The organism is Rhodococcus sp. AD45-ID, from assembly GCF_003023755.1.
Classification (GTDB): domain Bacteria; phylum Actinomycetota; class Actinomycetes; order Mycobacteriales; family Mycobacteriaceae; genus Rhodococcus_F; species Rhodococcus_F globerula.
Genome location: NZ_PYHL01000002.1, coordinates 1,244,381 through 1,261,798, shown reverse-complemented (window position 1 = coordinate 1,261,798; position 17,418 = coordinate 1,244,381). Strand labels below are relative to the sequence as shown.

Sequence of the window (17,418 nt, the reverse complement as noted above, 5' to 3'; positions counted from 1 at the left end):
TCACGCAGAAAGCGAAGATTTCGGATCGCCGGCGCTCGCGTCGACACCGGCATTTCGGTCCGCACCCGGTACGACCAACGCTACGAGGACAGCAAACGCAACCCAGAGTAAAGAATTCTCCAAGACAAAGCCGACAACCGGGACGTCGAGGTCTGCGCCGACGCGCGGCAACCGGAACAGCACCACTGCTGCAGTCAGTGCAACGGCGGCCAACGACCAGGCGGGAATCGTGCTCCTCCCCCGCGGCGGCGTCAAGAGCACGCCAACGGCTGGCACCAGCCACACGAAATGATGGGTCCACGCGATAGGTGTCACTACAGCGGCAAGCAGCGCGACCACGGTAAACGCCGCCAGATCCCCGCGTAAGCGCTGTACACGCCGAGTCGCAAGAATCCCCAGCCCGGCAAGAACAACACACGCAGCCAGCCACACAGGCCCCACCATGGCGTCGGGAAGCACCCGCAGCGCCATTCCACGGAGCGACTGATTTCCGAAGACCGCCGGGTCTCCAACGGCGACGCGTCCCGACAGCGATGCGATGTCACCGAAGTAGTCGAGGCTCGCTCGTGGCAGTATCGCGAAACCTACGGCGGTTGCTCCCGCAAAACCCGCAACGCCGCCCGCAAAGGCCTTCCACTTCCCGGTGATGACGTAGTAGCCGAGGTAGACGATGGGCACGAGTTTGACAGCTCCGGCTATGCCGACCAAGACGCCCTCGGGCAGCCACTTCGGCCGCGCGAGGACGTCGATCAGGCACAGGAACGTCAGAAACAGTCCAACCTGCCCGTACCCGAGGTGATCCGAAATCGGCGACGCAATCGTCCACAGAATCAGGAATCCCACATAGACCGACAGCGGTCGCTTACGTGTGAGCGGCACTCCCCGGTAGCTCAGTACGATGATCGCGGCCAGCATCAGAAGACTGATGAAACTCCACGTCCACTGCATGAAACCCCAGGTGCCGATCGCCACCGGGACGGCAACGACGGCGGCAAACGGTGGATACGTGAACGGCAATCGGGCGTTGAACGAGCCGTCGTAGAGGTTTGTGCCATCCAAGACGGCCTGCCCGGCCGTCCGGTACACCGCAAGGTCGTCGCCGTGTACACCGGTTAGAGCCTGAAACGCGGTGGCCAACAACCCACACACCACAACAAGCACCCCGACGCGCCACCAGCGACGCGTCCACAATCCGTCCAATCCACTCACCGCAGGACGGTACCACCGCGATCCGACACCACTGGATACGTCGTGATCGCTCACGGATCAGTTCGCCAACGCTGCTTCGATCTCGTCCCGATCACGCATGGCTGCCTCGCGGAGCGCCGATATAGACGGTCCGTACTTGAGAACACCGCGCGACGAGTTCGGCAGGAGCAACTCCGTCGAACCGGCAAAGATCTCGGCCAGATCGGCGGCCGTCGCACCTTGAGCGCCGAGTCCCGGAGCCAGGATCGGACCGTTGAAGTCGGTCAGGTCCAAGCCGTGATCGCGAGTAGCGCCTACAACCAGTCCCACGGTGTCACGGCCGTCTGCGTTGGCGGCAACGGCGTCGTCGACAATCGACTGCGCCACCGACACACCACCGGCGGAGGATTGCTGCAATCCGCCGCCCTCGGGGTTGGACGTGCGCGCGAGCACGAAGATTCCGCGCGCGTTCTCGCGGGCAAGGTCCAAGGCCGGAGCCAAGGCGCCGAACCCGAGGTACGGCGACACCGTCACCGAATCCGAGGTCAGCGGCGATTCACCGAGCCACGCATGTGCATACGCATCCATGGTGGAACCGATGTCGCCGCGCTTGGCGTCAGCCACGACGAGCGTCCCGGCGTCGCGAAGAGCCGCGATCGTGCGTTCGAGCACGGCGAATCCTGCACTGCCGTACGCCTCGAAAAAAGCAACCTGCGGCTTCACGAGTGCAACTTCACCGGTGAACGCTTCGACGCAGATGTCCGCGAACTTCGCCAAGCCGTCAGCGGAGCGGGGCAAGCCCCACGCGTCGAGAAGAGCTGGATGCGGGTCGATGCCCACACACAGCCGCCCCCGGTCCGCAGTCGCGGACCGAAGGCGCTGACCCCAACTGAGGGTCACGACTGTGCGGACGGTTGACGCAGTCCGGCGTGCAGTTCCTGCAAGGAGTGAACGCCGATGTCGCCGCGCAGAACAGCTTCGATGCCCTGAACGGCAGCCGAAGCGCCCTGCACTGTCGTGATGCACGGAATGTTCGACGCCACAGCGGCACTGCGGATCTCGTAGCCGTCGACGCGTGGGCCGGAGTTGCCGTACGGGGTGTTGATGATCATGGCGACCTCACCGCTGCGGATCTGGTCGACGATGGTCACAGCACCCTCAGGCACCTCTTCACCGGACTGCTTGTACACGTTGGTGCACTCGATACCGTTGCGGCGCAAGACCTCTGCGGTTCCGTCTGTCGCGAGGATCGTGAAGCCCAGGTCCGCAAGACGCTTGACCGGGAAGATCAGCGAACGCTTGTCCTTGTTGGCAACCGAGACGAACACGGCACCTTCGGTGGGTAGCGATCCGTAGGCAGCGGTCTGCGACTTGGCAAAGGCAGTGCCGAAGTCGAAGTCGATGCCCATGACCTCGCCGGTGGACTTCATCTCCGGGCTCAGCAGGGTGTCGACACCGGTTCCGTCGGCGCGGCGGAACCGGTTGAACGGCAGTACTGCTTCCTTGACCGCGATCGGTGCGCCGGCCGGGGTGTTTCCGCCGTCGCCCTCTGCAGGCAGGATTCCGCTGACCCGCAGTTCGGCGATCGATTCGCCGAGCATGACGCGAGCACAGGCCTTGGCCAACTGCACAGCCGTCGCCTTGGAGACGAACGGGACGGTGCGGCTGGCGCGCGGGTTCGCCTCGAGGACGTAGAGGATGTCGTCCTTGAGTGCGTACTGCACGTTGAGTAGGCCCTTGACGCCGATTCCCTTGGCCAGAGCCTCGGTGGAGCGGCGAACGTTCTCGAGGTCTGCACGGCCCAGCGTGATGGGCGGCAGCGCACATGCCGAGTCACCGGAGTGGATGCCGGCTTCCTCGATGTGCTCCATGACGCCCGCGAGGTACACCTCGGTGCCGTCGCAGAGAGCGTCGACGTCGATCTCGACCGCATCTTCGAGGAAGCGGTCGACCAGCACGGGGCGGTCGTCGGAGATTTCCGTGGCCCGGGAGATGTAGTTGGCGAGTGAAGCCTCGTCGTACACGATCTCCATGCCGCGTCCACCGAGCACGTACGACGGACGCACCAGCACCGGGTAGCCGATGCCTGCCGCGATGTCGCGGGCGCCGTCGAACGTGGTGGCTGTACCGAACTTCGGTGCGGGCAGACCGGCTTCGGTCAGCACTCGACCGAACTCGCCGCGATCCTCGGCGAGGTCGATGGCAGCGGGGCTGGTTCCGACGATCGGAACGCCTGCAGCTTCGAGGCGCTTGGCCAACCCGAGCGGAGTCTGGCCACCGAGCTGGACGATGACGCCGGCAACGGTGCCCGACTGTGCTTCGGCGCGGTAGACCTCGAACACGTCCTCGAACGTGAGCGGCTCGAAGTACAGGCGATCAGCGGTGTCGTAGTCCGTCGAGACGGTCTCGGGGTTGCAGTTGACCATGACGGTCTCGTAGCCGGCCTCGGACAGAGTCTGCGCAGCGTGGACACACGAGTAGTCGAACTCGATGCCCTGACCGATGCGGTTGGGGCCTGATCCGAGGATCAGGACCTTGGGACGCTCGGTCTGCGGGGCGACCTCGGACTCGGCGTTGGGGTCGAGTTCGTACGTCGAGTAGTGGTACGGCGTCTTGGCTTCGAACTCTGCGGCGCATGTGTCGACGGTCTTGTAGACCGGGCGGACACCGAGCTCGTCACGCAGAGCGCGAACGCCGTCCTCGCCGCCGAGTTCGGGGCGCAGGGCCGCGATCTGACGATCCGAAAGACCGTGATACTTGGCCTGGCGCAACGCAATTTCATCGAAAGTTTCTGCAACGCGCAGCTTTTCGCCGAGTTCGTGGATCTGCTGGAACTGATCGAGGAACCACGGGTCGATCTTCGTGGCGTCGAAGAGCTGCTCGATGGTGGCGCCGAGGGCAAATGCCTTCTCGATGCCGTACATCCGGCCGTCCTGCGGAACGCTGATATCGGCAAGCAGAGCTTCGAGGCTCTCGGTTTCAACCTCGGGGCCCGTCCAGTAACCCGCACGCTTGGTCTCGAGCGAGCGCATGACCTTGCCGAATGCCTCGGTGAAGTTGCGGCCGATGCTCATTGCCTCACCCACCGACTTCATCGTGGTGGTCAGAGTTCCGTCGGCGCCGGGGAACTTCTCGAACGCAAAGCGAGGAGCCTTGACGACGACGTAGTCGAGCGTCGGCTCGAAGCAGGCCGGGGTTTCCTTGGTGATGTCGTTGACGATCTCGTCGAGCGTGTATCCGATGGCCAGCTTGGCGGCCATCTTCGCGATCGGGTACCCGGTCGCTTTCGATGCCAGTGCCGACGAACGGGAGACGCGCGGGTTCATCTCGATGACAACCAGGCGGCCGTCGGCCGGGTCCATCGCGAACTGGATGTTGCAGCCGCCGGTGTCGACGCCCACCTCACGCAGGATGTCGATGGAGAGGTCGCGCATCGCCTGGTACTCGCGGTCGGTCAGCGTCATCGCCGGGGCGACCGTGACGCTGTCGCCGGTGTGGACACCAACCGGGTCGACGTTCTCGATGGAGCAGACGATCACGACGTTGTCGCGACTGTCACGCATGAGTTCGAGTTCGTATTCCTTCCAACCGAGGATTGATTCCTCGATCAGGACGTTGGCGGTCGGCGACGCAGCCAGACCGCCGCCGGCGATCCGGTTGAGATCGTCGACGTTGTACGCCATACCGGAACCGAGGCCGCCCATGGTGAAGGACGGGCGCACGACAACCGGGTAGCCGAGTTCGGCAACCGTGGCGTGTACTTCGTCCATCGTGTAGCAAACAGCCGACTTCGCGGATTCGCCGCCGACCTTGGCAACGATGTCCTTGAACTTCTGGCGATCCTCGCCGCGCTGGATGGCGTCGAAATCGGCACCGATCAGCTCGACGTCGTACTTCTCGAGGATGCCCTGCTCGTGCAGCGCCACAGCGGCGTTGAGAGCAGTCTGACCGCCGAGCGTCGCGAGGACGGCGTCGATCTTGTTGCCCTGCAACGCTTCCTTGGCGATGACCTTCTCGAGGAACTCGGCCGTGATCGGCTCGACGTAGGTAGCGTCGGCGAACTCGGGGTCCGTCATGATGGTGGCCGGGTTGGAGTTGACCAGGCTGACGCGCAGGCCCTCCTCCTGGAGGACGCGGCAAGCCTGGGTGCCCGAGTAGTCGAACTCGCAGGCCTGACCGATGACGATCGGACCGGAGCCGATTACCAGGATGTGCTTGAGATCTGTACGGCGTGGCATTAGTTCTTGACTCCGGTTTCTTTCCGTGCGGAGAGCAGGCTGGTGAAGCGGTCGAAGAGATACGCGGCGTCGTGCGGGCCGGCTGCGGCTTCCGGGTGGTACTGCACCGAGAAGGCCGAATCGTCGAGCAGGCGAACACCTTCGACGGCTCCGTCATTGGCGCAGGTGTGGCTTACCACGGCGCGACCGAACGGGGTGTCGAATTCCTGGCCGGCTTCACCTTCGAGTGCGAAGCCGTGGTTCTGAGCGGTGATCGCGATGCGACCCGTCTGATGCTCGATCACCGGGATGTTGATGCCGCGGTGGCCGAACTTCATCTTGTACGTGCTCAGGCCGAGTGCGCGGCCCAGGATCTGGTTGCCGAAGCAGATACCGAACAGCGGCAAGCCCTGTCCGATGACCTCTTTCGTCAGGTGCACTGCGCCGTCGGCGGTGGCCGGGTCGCCCGGGCCGTTGGAGAGGAACACACCGTCGGCCTTGAGGTCGAGGATCTGCTCGAGGCTCGCATTGGACGGCAGTACGTGGACGCGAATGCCGCGCTCGGCGAACATGCGCGGGGTGTTCGTCTTGATACCGAGGTCGATGGCGGCAACCGTGTACAGCGCCTCGCCGCCCTTCGGCTCGACGATGTAGCCGCTGGTGGTGCTGACCTCACCGGCAAGATCGGCGCCGAGCATGGTGGGCTGATCCTGAACCCGTCGGACCAACTCGTCGTCTGCGGCGATGGCCTCACCGGAGAAGATTCCGGCCTTCATCGAACCGCGAGTACGCAGGTGGCGAACCAGGGCACGCGTGTCGATACCGGCGATGCCGACAATCGACTGCTCTTCGAGCTTGGCCTGCAGCGAACCCGTCGCGCGCCAACTCGAGGTCACCCGAGAGGGGTCACGAACGACGTATCCGGCAACCCAGATCTTCGCGCCTGCGCTGTCCCCGGTCGGTCCGACGGACTCGTCGTCCTCGTCGTTCCAGCCGGTGTTGCCGATCTGCGGCGCAGTGGAGACCACGATCTGGCGGTGGTAGCTGGGATCGGTGAGCGTTTCCTGGTAGCCGGTCATGCCGGTGCTGAACACCGCTTCGCCCAGCGTCTGTCCAACCGCGCCGAAGGTGGTTCCGCGGAACACCCGTCCGTCTTCGAGGACCAGTACTGCGGGGCTGCTGTCAAAGCCGCTCATGCGTTCTTTCCGTTCTGCTCGATGTCGCCAGAGCTTGCGTCTTCATTGTTGTTCGTCTTGTTCGAAGCAGTAACCGGCTTGACCCAGTCCGGGTACACCATTTTGTCGTCGCCGCGCACACCCGTGTCGATCTCGGTTCCGCTCGGCAACTCCCAGCGGATGACCAGGACCCCGTCCTTGCTCATGACCTTGCCTGCGAGACCGCTCTCGGTGCGGATCGCGCGGATCGACTTCTCGGGGATCCAGATAGCGGACGCCCCGTCACGCTCGACCAGGATGCCGTTGGAGTAGCGACTGATCTCGCAGGTCGCCCGGAATCCGAGATCTCCGACCGCAATGCGGTCCTGCCAACTCGGCGCGATGGTGCTACCGACGTACAAGCCGGTGGTCGGCATGACCAGCAATTCACCCAATGTCGCCGGCACCGTGGGCAGCTCGCCGATCTTGTCTTTCTGTCGTCGGGCGCGGCCACGCCAGCCGATGAACATCAAACCGATCATCGCGGCCCAGAAGACCACCAGACCGACAATCCACAGAACTCTTTCCATCTCCATGACGCCTACTCCTTGCTGCTCAGCAGCCGCGGCGATCCGTCGTGTGCAGTAACGCGGCCACGTAACAGTGTGGTCGTGACCCGAGCAGGCAATGTCATCGACTCGTACGGAGTGTTACTCGCGACACTCGCCAGTGCCTTGCCGTGCACGGTCCATTCTGCGGAGGGATCGATCAACGTCAGGTTGGCCGGCTCCCCCACCTCGATGGGGCGGCCCTGATCGTCGAGGCCGACAATCGCTGCGGGACGCTCACTCATGACGCGAGCAACGCCGCGCCAGTCGAGCAGTCCGGGCTCCACCATCGTTTGCACGATGATCGAGAGCGCCGTCTCGAGGCCGAGCATGCCGGGGCGCGCAGCGGCGAACTCGCAGCACTTGTCCTGCTCGGCGTGCGGAGCGTGATCGGTGGCCACGCAGTCGATGATGCCCTCGGCCAGGCCCTTGCGCAGGGCAGCGACATCGCTGGCCTCACGAAGTGGCGGGTTGACCTTGTTGATGGCGTCGTACGTCTCGAGACGCGAATCGTCGAGCAGCAGGTGGTGCGGGGTGACCTCGGCAGTGATCGAAATACCCTGTCCGCGAGCCCACTTGACGAGTTCGACGGTTCCCGCTGTCGACGCGTGGCAGATGTGGACCCGGGCGCCGGCGTCACGGGCAAGGAGTGCGTCGCGGGCAACGATGGACTCTTCCGCGGCGCGGGGCCAGCCGGCCAATCCGAGGCGAGCGGCCGTCGGGCCCTCGTGGGCAACTGCGCCGACCGTCAAACGCGGCTCTTCGGCGTGCTGCGCGATGAGAACGCCCAGCGAGCTGGAGTATTCGAGCGCGCGGCGCATGATCAGCGGGTTGTCGACGCAATGACCGTCGTCGGAGAACATCTTGACCTTGCCGACACCTGCGGCCATGGTTGCCATCTCGGCGAGCTGCTTGCCTTCGAGGCCGACAGTGACAGCTCCGACGGGATGGACGTCGACGAGGCCGACTTCCTGGCCACGTCGCCACACGTGATCGGTGATGACCACGGAATCGGCGACAGGGCTGGTGTTCGCCATCGCGAAGACTGCGGTGTATCCACCCAGAGCGGCTGCCGCAGAACCTGTTTCGATGGTTTCCGTGTCTTCACGACCGGGTTCACGCAGATGCGTGTGCAGGTCGACAAATCCGGGAAGCAGGATCTGACCACTGCCGTCGATCACCTCGGATGCGGTGGCCGGATCCAGGTTCACGCCGATCTCGAGAATGACTCCGTCGCCGACACGGACGTCGACGGCTTCCCCTTCTCCGTAGATCAGTACGCCGCGGAGCAGGACACTCACCGGTGATTCTCCGTTCTGATTGCTTGTCACATCGCACCGTCCTCTGAACCGACCAGAAGCCGGAACAAGACAGCCATACGCATGTGCACACCATTGGTAACCTGCTGCAGCACAGCAGCTTTGGGGGAATCTGCGACGGCCGAGGCGATTTCCATGCCGCGCAGCATCGGGCCGGGGTGCAGGACCACCGCGTGATCGGCCAGCATTCCGAGACGCTTCTCGGACAGGCCGTAATTGATCGAGTACTCGCGCTGCGACGGGAAGAATCCGCCGTTCATGCGTTCGGCCTGGACCCGCAGCATCAGGACTGCATCGAGTCCGGGCAGTTCCGCGTCGAGTGAATGCGAGACGGTGACCGGCCACGTGTGTGTGCCTACCGGCAGCAGCGTCGGCGGGGCAACGAGGACAACCTCGGCGCCGAGCATCGACAGAAGCAACGCGTTGGAACGCGCGACACGACTGTGCAGGATGTCGCCGACAATGGCGATCCGCTTGCCCTCGATGTCGCCAAGACGTTGACGCAAGGTCAGAGCGTCGAGCAACGCCTGCGTGGGATGTTCGTGAGTGCCGTCGCCGGCGTTGATGACCGCGGGGCCACCGTCCGATGCGGTGCCGGTCCACTGGGCGATCTGATGAGCTGCGCCCGATGCGGGGTGACGAACGATCAGAGCGTCGGCGCCGGCAGCACGCAGTGTCATCGCGGTATCGCGCAGCGATTCACCCTTCGACACCGACGAGCTGGATGCACTGACGTTGATGACGTCGGCGCTCATCCACTTACCGGCCACCTCGAAGGACACCCGGGTGCGGGTGGAGTTCTCGAAGAACACCGTCATCACTGTGCGGCCACGAAGTGTCGGGAGCTTGTGAACTTCACGGCCCAGGAGTGCCTGCTCGAAGCGTTCGGCCTCGTCGAGAAGTTCAATCGCGGACTCTCGGTTGAGGTCTGCGATGGAGAGAAGGTGCTTCACGCGCTCTTACCTCCGGAAATGACCACAGCGTCCCGGCCGTCGTGTTCCTGAAGGAGTACCTTGACGTCCTCGGACCTCGCGGTGGGAACGTTCTTGCCGACGTAATCGGCGCGCAGCGGGAGTTCGCGGTGGCCGCGGTCGACCAGGACCGCAAGCTGCACCGCACGCGGGCGTCCCAGGTCACGAAGAGCGTCCAAGGCGGAGCGGACGGTACGGCCGGAGAACAGGACGTCGTCGACGAGTACGACCAACGCGTTGTCGACGCCACCTTCGGGAACGGAGGTCCGTTCGAGGGGGCGGTGCGGCTTGGTGCGGAGATCGTCACGGTAGAGCGTGATGTCGAGAGATCCGATGGGTGTACGCACACCGGAGAATTCTTCGATCTTGTCGCGGAGACGTGTCGCGATGGTGGTGCCCCTGGTGGGAATACCGATGAGGACTACGCGGGGCGCAGTACCTTCCGGTCCGTCGAGTGCCGTTTTCTCGATGATCTCGTGCGCGATTCGCGCCACGGTCCGGCCCACATCCTGGGCGGACAGCAATTCGCGGGTCTCGGCGTCACTGGCCTGCGTTGTATCTGGACCTGCAAGATCGGATGGGCGAGACCCTTCGGGCACGCTCATACAGCGACCTCCTTCTCCGCCTCACTGGACGGATCGTTAAAGGATGTCTGACGGTTCCCCACCCTATCAGCCGACAGACCTGAAACCCGCCGCGCGAGCCGTCGTCATGACGGGTTGTGTGCAGACACACAACCTAAGCTCGCACGGCGGGCGGTAGTACTGAAATACGCGGAACGGTAGAGCTACTCGGTACCCGAATCGGTGTCCTGCGCGCGCTGCGAAGTCGCCGCAGCGGCCGAACGAACCTGCGGAGCTACGAGGACAACCTGGCCGAGGATTCCGTTGACGAATCCGGGCGAGTCGTCCGTCGACAACTGCTTTGCCAATTCGACGGCCTCGTCCACGGCAACAACCGGCGGGACGTCCGTCGCGTGGAAGAGCTCCCACACGGCAATACGCAGAATCGCGCGGTCGACTGCGGGCAGACGCTCGAGCGTCCAGTCCTGCAGGTGCGACGAGATGACCTGATCGATCCGGTCGAGGTTCTCCGCAACTCCGGACACCAAGGTGACCGTGTACGGGGCAACGGGAGCTACTGCGTCGTCCTTGACGGACAGATCGGAACGCTCCGACGCCAGTTCTACCGGGTCGAGGTCACGTGCCTCGGCTTCGAAAAGGAAGTCGACAGCACGCTTGCGCGCCTTGTGGCGCGCACCGAGTTTCTTATGAGTGCCGGACACTTTAGGAATTCACACGCCCGAGGTAGTTACCGTCACGCGAATCGACCTTGAGCTTGTCACCGGTGTTGATGAACAGCGGCACGTTGATCTCGGCACCGGTCTCGAGGGTGGCAGGCTTGGTGCCACCGGTGGAGCGGTCGCCCTGCAGGCCCGGATCGGTGTGCTGAACGACAAGCTCGACCGTGACCGGGAGCTCGACGAAAAGCGGGACGTCCTCGTGAGTCGCAACCTGAACGGCCATGTTCTCGAGAAGGAAACGCGACTGCTCGCCGACGACAGTTTCGCTGATCGGAATCTGGTCGTAGGTGTCGCCGTCCATGAAGATGTAGTCGCTACCGTCGTGGTACAGGTAGGTCATGTCGCGGCGGTCGACCGTGGCGGTCTCGACCTTCACACCGGCGTTGAACGTCTTGTCCACTACCTTGCCCGAGAGCACGTTCTTGAGCTTGGTACGCACGAAGGCAGGGCCCTTGCCGGGCTTGACATGCTGGAACTCGATAATCGTCCACAGCTGGCCTTCGATCTGCAGAACCAGACCGTTCTTGAAATCACTGGTGGAAGCCACTTGCTTCGCGTCTCCTAGGGGGTCGGGAAACCGTCTCAGATGACGGTAAGGTCTTTTGCGGTCAGTGTGAGCAGCTCTGGCCCCTGCTCACGAACAACGAGCGTGTCCTCGATCCGTACGCCTCCGCGCCCGGAGAAGTACACGCCCGGCTCGACGGTCACCGCCGCGCCGGAAAGAAGTGTACCGGTGCCGAGCTTCCCGATTCCGGGAGCTTCGTGGATTTCCAGCCCCACACCGTGTCCGAGGCCGTGCAGGAACAACTCGCCGTACCCTGCGTCGTCGATCACCGAGCGTGCCGCAGCGTCGACGGCGGCACATTCTGCACCGGGAACCAGGGCCGCGCAGCCGGCCGCTTGGGACTTGGCAACCAGTTCGTAGACGTCCCGTTGCCAATCGGAAACAGTCTCCAGTACGTAGGTGCGAGTCATATCGGAGTGATACCCGCCGACCTGGGCGCCGAAGTCCAATTTCACGAAGTCGCCAGACGCCAATACCGCACCGGTGGGTCGGTGATGCGGAATCGCGGAGTTCGATCCGGCTGCCACGATCGTCTCGAAGGAGATTCCGTCGGCGCCGTTCTCGAACATGAGGTTTTCCAGTTCGCGGCCCACCTCGCGTTCGGTGCGACCCGGCCGCAGTCCCCCGCGAGTGATCAACTGCGCCAACGCATCATCGGCTGCCGCACACGCGGCACGCAACAATCCGATCTCGTGCTCGTCCTTGACCATCCGTAGTTTCTCGACAAGCCCGCTCACCGGTTCGAACCGGACGGACGGCGCCGACTCCGTCCAGGATCGGTGCTCGGCAAACGTCGCGACGTGCGCCTCGAAAGCCAGGACGTCGCCCGAGAAGGTTCCGATCAGATGCGCTGCGCTCGAACGATCGATTTCGGCCCGCAGATCCGGCACCTGTTCGGCAACTTGCGTGACGTAACGACCGTCCGTGCAGATTACTGTCGCATCCTCGTCGCCATCAGCATCTCGAGCGCTCACCACCAGCGCGGCGTTCGAACCGGTGAACCCGGTGAGGTAGCGGATGTTCAGAAGGTCTGTGACGAGAATCGCGTCGAGTTCGCGCTCAACCAGAAGCGTACGGAGGGCATCACGGCGGGACCGATGATCAACTGACATGACTCGAACCTACCCGCTCGTCGCGGTGTCCCTCTCAATCCGAAACGCGCGGTTACAGCAATAATTGTGGGTTAGGCCACAAGTGGAATCTGTTCTAGTTAGGCTGTAGGTATGAACGCGTGGTTAGTACGTGGCCTCGGCATGGCCCTGATACATGTTGTGTTTCGCGCATTGCTCGGTATGGCGATCGCTCAGTGGCCACTCCAGGGCTCCACCCTGCGATGGCTCTCCCTGTTCATCGTCATCGCACTTGCTGCGATCTGGGGCGGAATCGACGGGATCCGTGATCGTCGCCAGTTCCCCGAGCCGGACGACGGTGCAGACCTCCTGATGCTGTGGCTCAAAGCCGCCGTTGTCGGTGGCTTCGTCGCCGGCGCAGCCAGCTGGCTCCTGAGCCTCGTCCCGGCCCTCGAACTGACCCAACAGGGTCTGTTCTTCGAAATCACCGCCGGTGCGGCCTTCACGATTCTGCTCATCTTCGTTCCCGCGATGGTCGCCGTTACCGTCGGCCGGTTCTTCACGAGCCGTGAGCAGCGCAAGCACGGCACGGCCCCGCAAACTCCGTCGCATGAGCGCCACCATGAACCTGTCCCCGTCAGCGAGGGCTACGACTCCCCCACAACCCAGCACGCGTACAGCGGCGCTGCCATGACGGTCGAGGAATCCGACGCCGACACAACCGTCTTTCCCGCCATCGACCTGGGCAAGCGCGAACAGTAGCGTCCACGACTGAGGGCTCCGAGGAAATCGTCCTCGGAGCCCTCAGCCGTGTGTGGGTTTCTTGTGTCTACGTACTTCAACCGCGCTCGGCGAGGAACCTGATCGCCAGTGGGTATCCGGCAACACCCAATCCGACGATCACGCCGGCCGCGATAGGACTGAGGAGAGAATTGTGCCGAAACTCCTCGCGCGCATGAACATTCGAGATGTGAACCTCGACCAGACCGGCGGTGAGCTCGACGCACGCATCACGCAATACGACAGAGGTATGAGTCAATCCGCCGGCGTTGAGAATTACCGGTTCGCCGGCATCCGCCGCGTCGTGAATCCAGCCGAGCAGGTCGCCTTCGTGATCGCTCTGACGAACAACCACCTCGACGCCCAATTCCTTACCGGTCGCGACACACAGTTCGACCAGATCGTCGTGCGTGGTCGCGCCGTACACCTCCGGCTGACGCTTACCGAGGCGGCCGAGATTCGGTCCGTTGACGACGTTGATTTTCACAGGCGAACCGTTCCGCCGGATGCCCTGGGCGGGCGGGCAATAGCCGAGTACGCCGCAACCAGCAGCGACGGATCCGGGCCTTCGAGCCTGCCGGGCTTGGCCAAGCCGTCGAGAACAACGAACCGAAGCAGTCCGGCGCGGTTCTTCTTGTCGGTCTGCATTCCGGCGAGCAACTGAGAAAAGGCATCGTCGTCGTACGACGTCGGGAGGCCCACTAATTCGAGGATCGACTTGTGCCGATCGGCTGTCGCGTCGTCGAGGCGCCCGGCCAGGCGACCCAATTCGGCAGCGAACACCAGGCCTACCGACACAGCGGCGCCGTGACGCCACTTGTACTGCTCACGGCGCTCGATCGCGTGCGCCAGCGTGTGTCCGTAGTTGAGGATTTCGCGAAGATCCGACTCGCGAAGATCGGCTGCGACAACCTTGGCCTTGACCTCGACGGAACGTCGAATCAGTTCGGGCAGAACAGTTCCCGACGGATCCAACGCAGCCTTCGGGTCTGCCTCGATCAGGTCCAGGATGACAGGGTCGGAAATGAAGCCCGTCTTGATGACCTCTGCCAAACCGGCGACGATCTCGTTATGCGGCACCGTCTCGAGAGTCGCGAGATCGATGAACACCGCGCCCGGTTCGTGGAACGCACCGACGAGGTTCTTGCCGGCTTCGGTGTTGATGCCCGTCTTGCCGCCCACTGCCGCGTCGACCATCGCCAGCAATGTGGTCGGGACGTGCACAACCTTGACGCCGCGCATCCATGTTGCTGCCACAAAACCGGTGAGGTCTGTCGCGGCGCCGCCGCCGAGGCTCATGATCGCGTCGCTGCGGGTCAGGCCGATACGTCCCAACACGTCCCAGCAGAAGCCGGCCACAGCCAGATCCTTGCCGTCCTCGGCGTCGGGGATTTCGATGCGGTGAGCGTCGATTCCCTTCTCCGCCAATGCGCCGCGCACGGCCTCAGCGGTTTCCGCGAGCGGTGGCTGATGGAAAATCGCGACGGTCCGCGTGCCCTCCAACTCGGCGACGATGTCGCCGAGCAGACCGCGCCCGATCACAACCGGGTAAGGACTTGCGGTCTTCACCTCTACAACTACGGGTTCGGTCACTGCTCCACTGCTCCGCTCCGGTTGATCATTTGTCTTCAAGTTTGGATACCAACTGCGCGACGACGCGCGACGGACTCCGACCGTCTGTGCGTATCCGGATGGTGGCGGCACGCCGGTACAACGGACGCCGACGCCGCATCAATTCCTGATATTTCACCTTGGGATCGCCGCCCGCCAGAAGCGGTCGGTGATTGTTGGCACCTGTCCGGCGCAGCCCTTCGGCGACACTGATCTCGAGGTAGATCACGGTGTGACCGTCGAGCAATGCGCGCGTGCGCTCCGACAAGATCGCACCGCCACCGAGCGAGACAATGCCGTCCGTGCTGGCCAACGCTTCCCGAACCACATCTTCCTCGATCTCACGAAAGCGTGGCTCGCCGTCGTGCGTGAAGATGTCGGGAATCGTCCGTCCGGTCGTCTTTTCGATCTCGGCGTCAGTGTCAACCAGGTCGAGTTCCAACGCCTGCGCGATACGACGGCCGATGGTCGACTTACCAGCGCCGGGTGGCCCGATAAGTACAGCTTTCGGTTTCATCGTGGCAGGACCTTCCGCTCGGACGCTCTCAGCGAGGCGGTCGGGCTGCGATACCGTCGGCGTAGCGCCGGTAGTTCGCTGTGGTCTCGGCAATGGAATCACCGCCGAACTTTTCGAGTGCGGCTTGAGCGACAACAAGCGCAACCATGGATTCCGCAACGACACCGGCAGCCGGAACTGCGCAGACGTCACTGCGCTGATGGATGGCAACTGCCTCTTCACCGCTTTCCATGTCGACCGTCGCCAATGCGCGCGGCACCGTTGAGATCGGCTTCATCGCGGCGCGAACCCGCAGTGCCTCGCCGTTGGTCATGCCGCCTTCGATACCGCCTGCACGGTTGGTGGAACGGACAATGCCGTCCGGGCCGGGGCGGATCTCGTCGTGAGCCTCGCTGCCGCGGCGACGCGCGGTCTCGAAACCGTCGCCAACCTCGACACCCTTGATGGCCTGAATTCCCATGAGGGCAGCAGCAAGTCGCGCGTCGAGACGCTCGGCGCCGCTGACAAACGTTCCGATACCGACAGGCAGGCCGTGAATGACAACCTCGACGACGCCACCGAGGGTGTCGCCGTCCTTCTTAGCAGCTTCGATTTCGGCGATCATCGACTCTTCGGCGGCCTTGTCGAAAGCGCGGACCGGGCTCGCGTCGATCGCGTCCAGATCCTTGCCCTCAGGAACCGGTCCGACATAGGGCTCGGATGCACCGATGGAGATGACGTGCGAGACAACCTCGACGCCGAACACCTGACGCAGGAAAGAGCGAGCCACGGTTCCGGCAGCAACACGGGCAGCGGTCTCACGAGCACTCGCACGCTCGAGAATGGGACGGGCGTCATTGAAGCCGTACTTGAGCATGCCGCTGTAATCGGCGTGGCCGGGACGCGGACGCGTCAACGGTGCATTACGGGCCTGATCGGCGAGCAGATCCGGATCGACCGGGTCGGCGGACATGATGGTTTCCCACTTCGGCCACTCGGTGTTGCCGATTTCGATGGCAACGGGGCCACCGAGCGTAAAGCCGTGGCGGACACCACCGATGATGGTGACCTTGTCAGCCTCGAACTTCATCCGCGCGCCACGGCCATAGCCGAGTCGACGACGGGCAAGTTCGGACGAGATGGCCTCAGAGGTCACTTCGACCCCCGCAACCATGCCCTCGAGCATCGCGACGAGGGCGGGACCATGGGATTCTCCAGCAGTTATCCAACGCAGCACGACGACTATCTTTCCACGTCGCGGACTGTGGTTGTGACAGTGGTCCTTCGACCTCTGCCCGATTGCTCGATGTCACACCGGAAGGGGCATTGAGTGTGCGACGTCCTCCAAGTCTCCTCGAACGCAGTTGAAGGGTTGACGGCCCCTCCGACGGGTCGCCACGAAGATCGGGTGCCAGCCCCATCCACCACGACACCTCGAACGTAAACGTAAAGGCACGGTCCCGGAACGTCCCCGCGGGGACGCGGCTCTCACTTACTGCACCGAAGCAGTTTCCCCAACAGCTGGATACGAGCCCAACTCGACGGTGACCTTGTCGTCGAAGAACACGAGTTCTTGGACAAGCTCCTCGACCAACTCAGCACAGCCGACAATTAGGTCAGTAGTTGTCCTAGCTGCCTCGTAACGTGGTTTCCAGAAGCGACCAGGGCGCCCTCTACAGAAAAGAGCAGAAAATGGCCTCTGTGCAGAAAGAGATCGTTATCGATGCGGACCCTGCGGACGTGTGGGGCGTTATCAGCGACTTCGCTGACGGGCCCGTTCGGATGGCGCCGGGATTCGTGATCAACAGCAAACTCGAAGAGCCCGAAATCAGAATCGCCACTTTCTCGGACGGAACCGTCGCGCGTGAACGGCTCGTCGCTCTCGACGACCCATCGCGCCGACTCGCCTACTCCGTCATCGGTGGCACCATGGCGCCGACACACGACAACGCGTCGATGCAAGTCTTCCCCCACAGCGACGGGCGCAGCCGATTCGTGTGGATCCACGACGTACAACCGGATGACCTCGCCACTGCGATGGGCGCCGCAATGGAACACGGCCTGGGCATCTTCAAACAGACAATGGAGGCCATCCGATAAGCCTCGAGTTCTCTTGTCCCACATCGAAGCACCTCA

17 protein-coding genes are annotated in these 17,418 nt (G+C 63.4%); 2 read left to right on the top strand and 15 right to left on the bottom strand.

What is annotated here, in order from left to right; translation table 11 throughout:
- From C7T36_RS22145 to C7T36_RS22095, 11 genes are all read right to left on the bottom strand, one after another.
- Positions 1-1,209 (bottom strand): glycosyltransferase 87 family protein, encoded by a 1,209-nt coding sequence (locus C7T36_RS22145; protein ID WP_239654723.1) that lies wholly within the window; start codon positions 1,207-1,209, stop codon positions 1-3.
- A 57-nt stretch (positions 1,210-1,266) separates the two neighbouring features.
- Positions 1,267-2,088, bottom strand: a complete 822-nt coding sequence (gene pyrF, locus C7T36_RS22140; protein ID WP_084702805.1) for an orotidine-5'-phosphate decarboxylase — start codon at positions 2,086-2,088, stop codon at positions 1,267-1,269.
- Complete coding sequence (carB, locus tag C7T36_RS22135; RefSeq protein ID WP_033232156.1) at positions 2,085-5,426, bottom strand: carbamoyl-phosphate synthase large subunit; 3,342 nt, start codon at positions 5,424-5,426, stop codon at positions 2,085-2,087. The genes pyrF and carB overlap by 4 nt, the downstream gene beginning before the upstream one ends.
- Positions 5,426-6,601: a glutamine-hydrolyzing carbamoyl-phosphate synthase small subunit gene (carA, locus tag C7T36_RS22130; protein ID WP_033232157.1), complete on the bottom strand. Its 1,176-nt coding sequence runs from the start codon at positions 6,599-6,601 to the stop codon at positions 5,426-5,428. The genes carB and carA overlap by 1 nt, the downstream gene beginning before the upstream one ends.
- Positions 6,598-7,149: a hypothetical protein gene (locus tag C7T36_RS22125; protein WP_033232258.1), complete on the bottom strand. Its 552-nt coding sequence runs from the start codon at positions 7,147-7,149 to the stop codon at positions 6,598-6,600. The genes carA and C7T36_RS22125 overlap by 4 nt, the downstream gene beginning before the upstream one ends.
- A gap of 11 nt (positions 7,150-7,160) precedes the next feature.
- On the bottom strand, positions 7,161-8,498 hold the full coding sequence (locus C7T36_RS22120) for a dihydroorotase (RefSeq protein WP_033232158.1): 1,338 nt from the start codon (positions 8,496-8,498) through the stop codon (positions 7,161-7,163).
- The gene (locus C7T36_RS22115) at positions 8,495-9,439 is read right to left on the bottom strand and encodes an aspartate carbamoyltransferase catalytic subunit (RefSeq protein ID WP_045067673.1); all 945 of its coding nucleotides are present in this window, start codon (positions 9,437-9,439) and stop codon (positions 8,495-8,497) included. The genes C7T36_RS22120 and C7T36_RS22115 overlap by 4 nt, the downstream gene beginning before the upstream one ends.
- Positions 9,436-10,062 (bottom strand): bifunctional pyr operon transcriptional regulator/uracil phosphoribosyltransferase PyrR, encoded by a 627-nt coding sequence (gene pyrR, locus C7T36_RS22110; RefSeq protein WP_033232160.1) that lies wholly within the window; start codon positions 10,060-10,062, stop codon positions 9,436-9,438. The genes C7T36_RS22115 and pyrR overlap by 4 nt, the downstream gene beginning before the upstream one ends.
- 182 nt (positions 10,063-10,244) lie before the next feature.
- Positions 10,245-10,742, bottom strand: coding sequence for a transcription antitermination factor NusB (gene nusB, locus C7T36_RS22105; protein WP_045067672.1), 498 nt, complete (start codon positions 10,740-10,742; stop codon positions 10,245-10,247).
- Between the two features lies 1 nt (position 10,743).
- Entirely contained in the window at positions 10,744-11,307 is a 564-nt protein-coding gene (gene efp, locus C7T36_RS22100) for an elongation factor P (protein ID WP_033232162.1), read from the bottom strand.
- A 35-nt stretch (positions 11,308-11,342) separates the two neighbouring features.
- Positions 11,343-12,437 carry a Xaa-Pro peptidase family protein gene (locus tag C7T36_RS22095; protein WP_033232163.1) on the bottom strand — a complete coding sequence of 365 codons (1,095 nt, stop codon included), beginning with the start codon at positions 12,435-12,437 and terminating at the stop codon, positions 11,343-11,345.
- A gap of 111 nt (positions 12,438-12,548) precedes the next feature.
- Here C7T36_RS22095 and C7T36_RS22090 point away from each other — a divergent pair, with 111 nt between their 5' ends.
- Positions 12,549-13,157: a B-4DMT family transporter gene (locus C7T36_RS22090; protein WP_033232164.1), complete on the top strand. Its 609-nt coding sequence runs from the start codon at positions 12,549-12,551 to the stop codon at positions 13,155-13,157.
- Between the two features lie 76 nt (positions 13,158-13,233).
- Here C7T36_RS22090 and aroQ read toward each other — a convergent pair whose 3' ends face one another.
- The 4 genes from aroQ to aroC are packed head-to-tail and all read right to left on the bottom strand — an operon-like array spanning position 13,234 to position 16,519.
- The gene (gene aroQ, locus C7T36_RS22085; protein ID WP_033232165.1) at positions 13,234-13,662 is read right to left on the bottom strand and encodes a type II 3-dehydroquinate dehydratase; all 429 of its coding nucleotides are present in this window, start codon (positions 13,660-13,662) and stop codon (positions 13,234-13,236) included.
- A complete protein-coding gene (gene aroB, locus C7T36_RS22080) occupies positions 13,659-14,768 on the bottom strand; it encodes a 3-dehydroquinate synthase (protein WP_033232166.1) in 1,110 nt (369 codons plus the stop codon). The genes aroQ and aroB overlap by 4 nt, the downstream gene beginning before the upstream one ends.
- A gap of 25 nt (positions 14,769-14,793) precedes the next feature.
- Complete coding sequence (locus tag C7T36_RS22075) at positions 14,794-15,303, bottom strand: shikimate kinase (RefSeq protein ID WP_033232167.1); 510 nt, start codon at positions 15,301-15,303, stop codon at positions 14,794-14,796.
- A 28-nt stretch (positions 15,304-15,331) separates the two neighbouring features.
- Entirely contained in the window at positions 15,332-16,519 is a 1,188-nt protein-coding gene (gene aroC / locus C7T36_RS22070) for a chorismate synthase (RefSeq protein WP_033232168.1), read from the bottom strand.
- A 455-nt stretch (positions 16,520-16,974) separates the two neighbouring features.
- On the opposite strand from aroC, the gene C7T36_RS22065 reads away from it, so the two are divergent.
- On the top strand, positions 16,975-17,382 hold the full coding sequence (locus C7T36_RS22065) for an SRPBCC family protein (RefSeq protein WP_033232169.1): 408 nt from the start codon (positions 16,975-16,977) through the stop codon (positions 17,380-17,382).
- Positions 17,383-17,418: the final 36 nt, after the last annotated feature.

Excerpts from the sequence above, each read along its gene's own strand:
- C7T36_RS22125 (WP_033232258.1), bottom strand. The coding sequence starts at position 7,149 with ATGGAAAGAGTTCTGTGGATTGTCGGTCTGGTGGTCTTCTGGGCCGCG.
- pyrR (WP_033232160.1), bottom strand. The coding sequence starts at position 10,062 with ATGAGCGTGCCCGAAGGGTCTCGCCCATCCGATCTTGCAGGTCCAGAT.
- C7T36_RS22065 (WP_033232169.1), top strand. The coding sequence starts at position 16,975 with ATGGCCTCTGTGCAGAAAGAGATCGTTATCGATGCGGACCCTGCGGAC.
- C7T36_RS22095 (WP_033232163.1), bottom strand. The coding sequence starts at position 12,437 with ATGTCAGTTGATCATCGGTCCCGCCGTGATGCCCTCCGTACGCTTCTG.
- carB (WP_033232156.1), bottom strand. The coding sequence starts at position 5,426 with ATGCCACGCCGTACAGATCTCAAGCACATCCTGGTAATCGGCTCCGGT.
- C7T36_RS22090 (WP_033232164.1), top strand. The coding sequence starts at position 12,549 with ATGAACGCGTGGTTAGTACGTGGCCTCGGCATGGCCCTGATACATGTT.
- carA (WP_033232157.1), bottom strand. The coding sequence starts at position 6,601 with ATGAGCGGCTTTGACAGCAGCCCCGCAGTACTGGTCCTCGAAGACGGA.
- C7T36_RS22075 (WP_033232167.1), bottom strand. The coding sequence starts at position 15,303 with ATGAAACCGAAAGCTGTACTTATCGGGCCACCCGGCGCTGGTAAGTCG.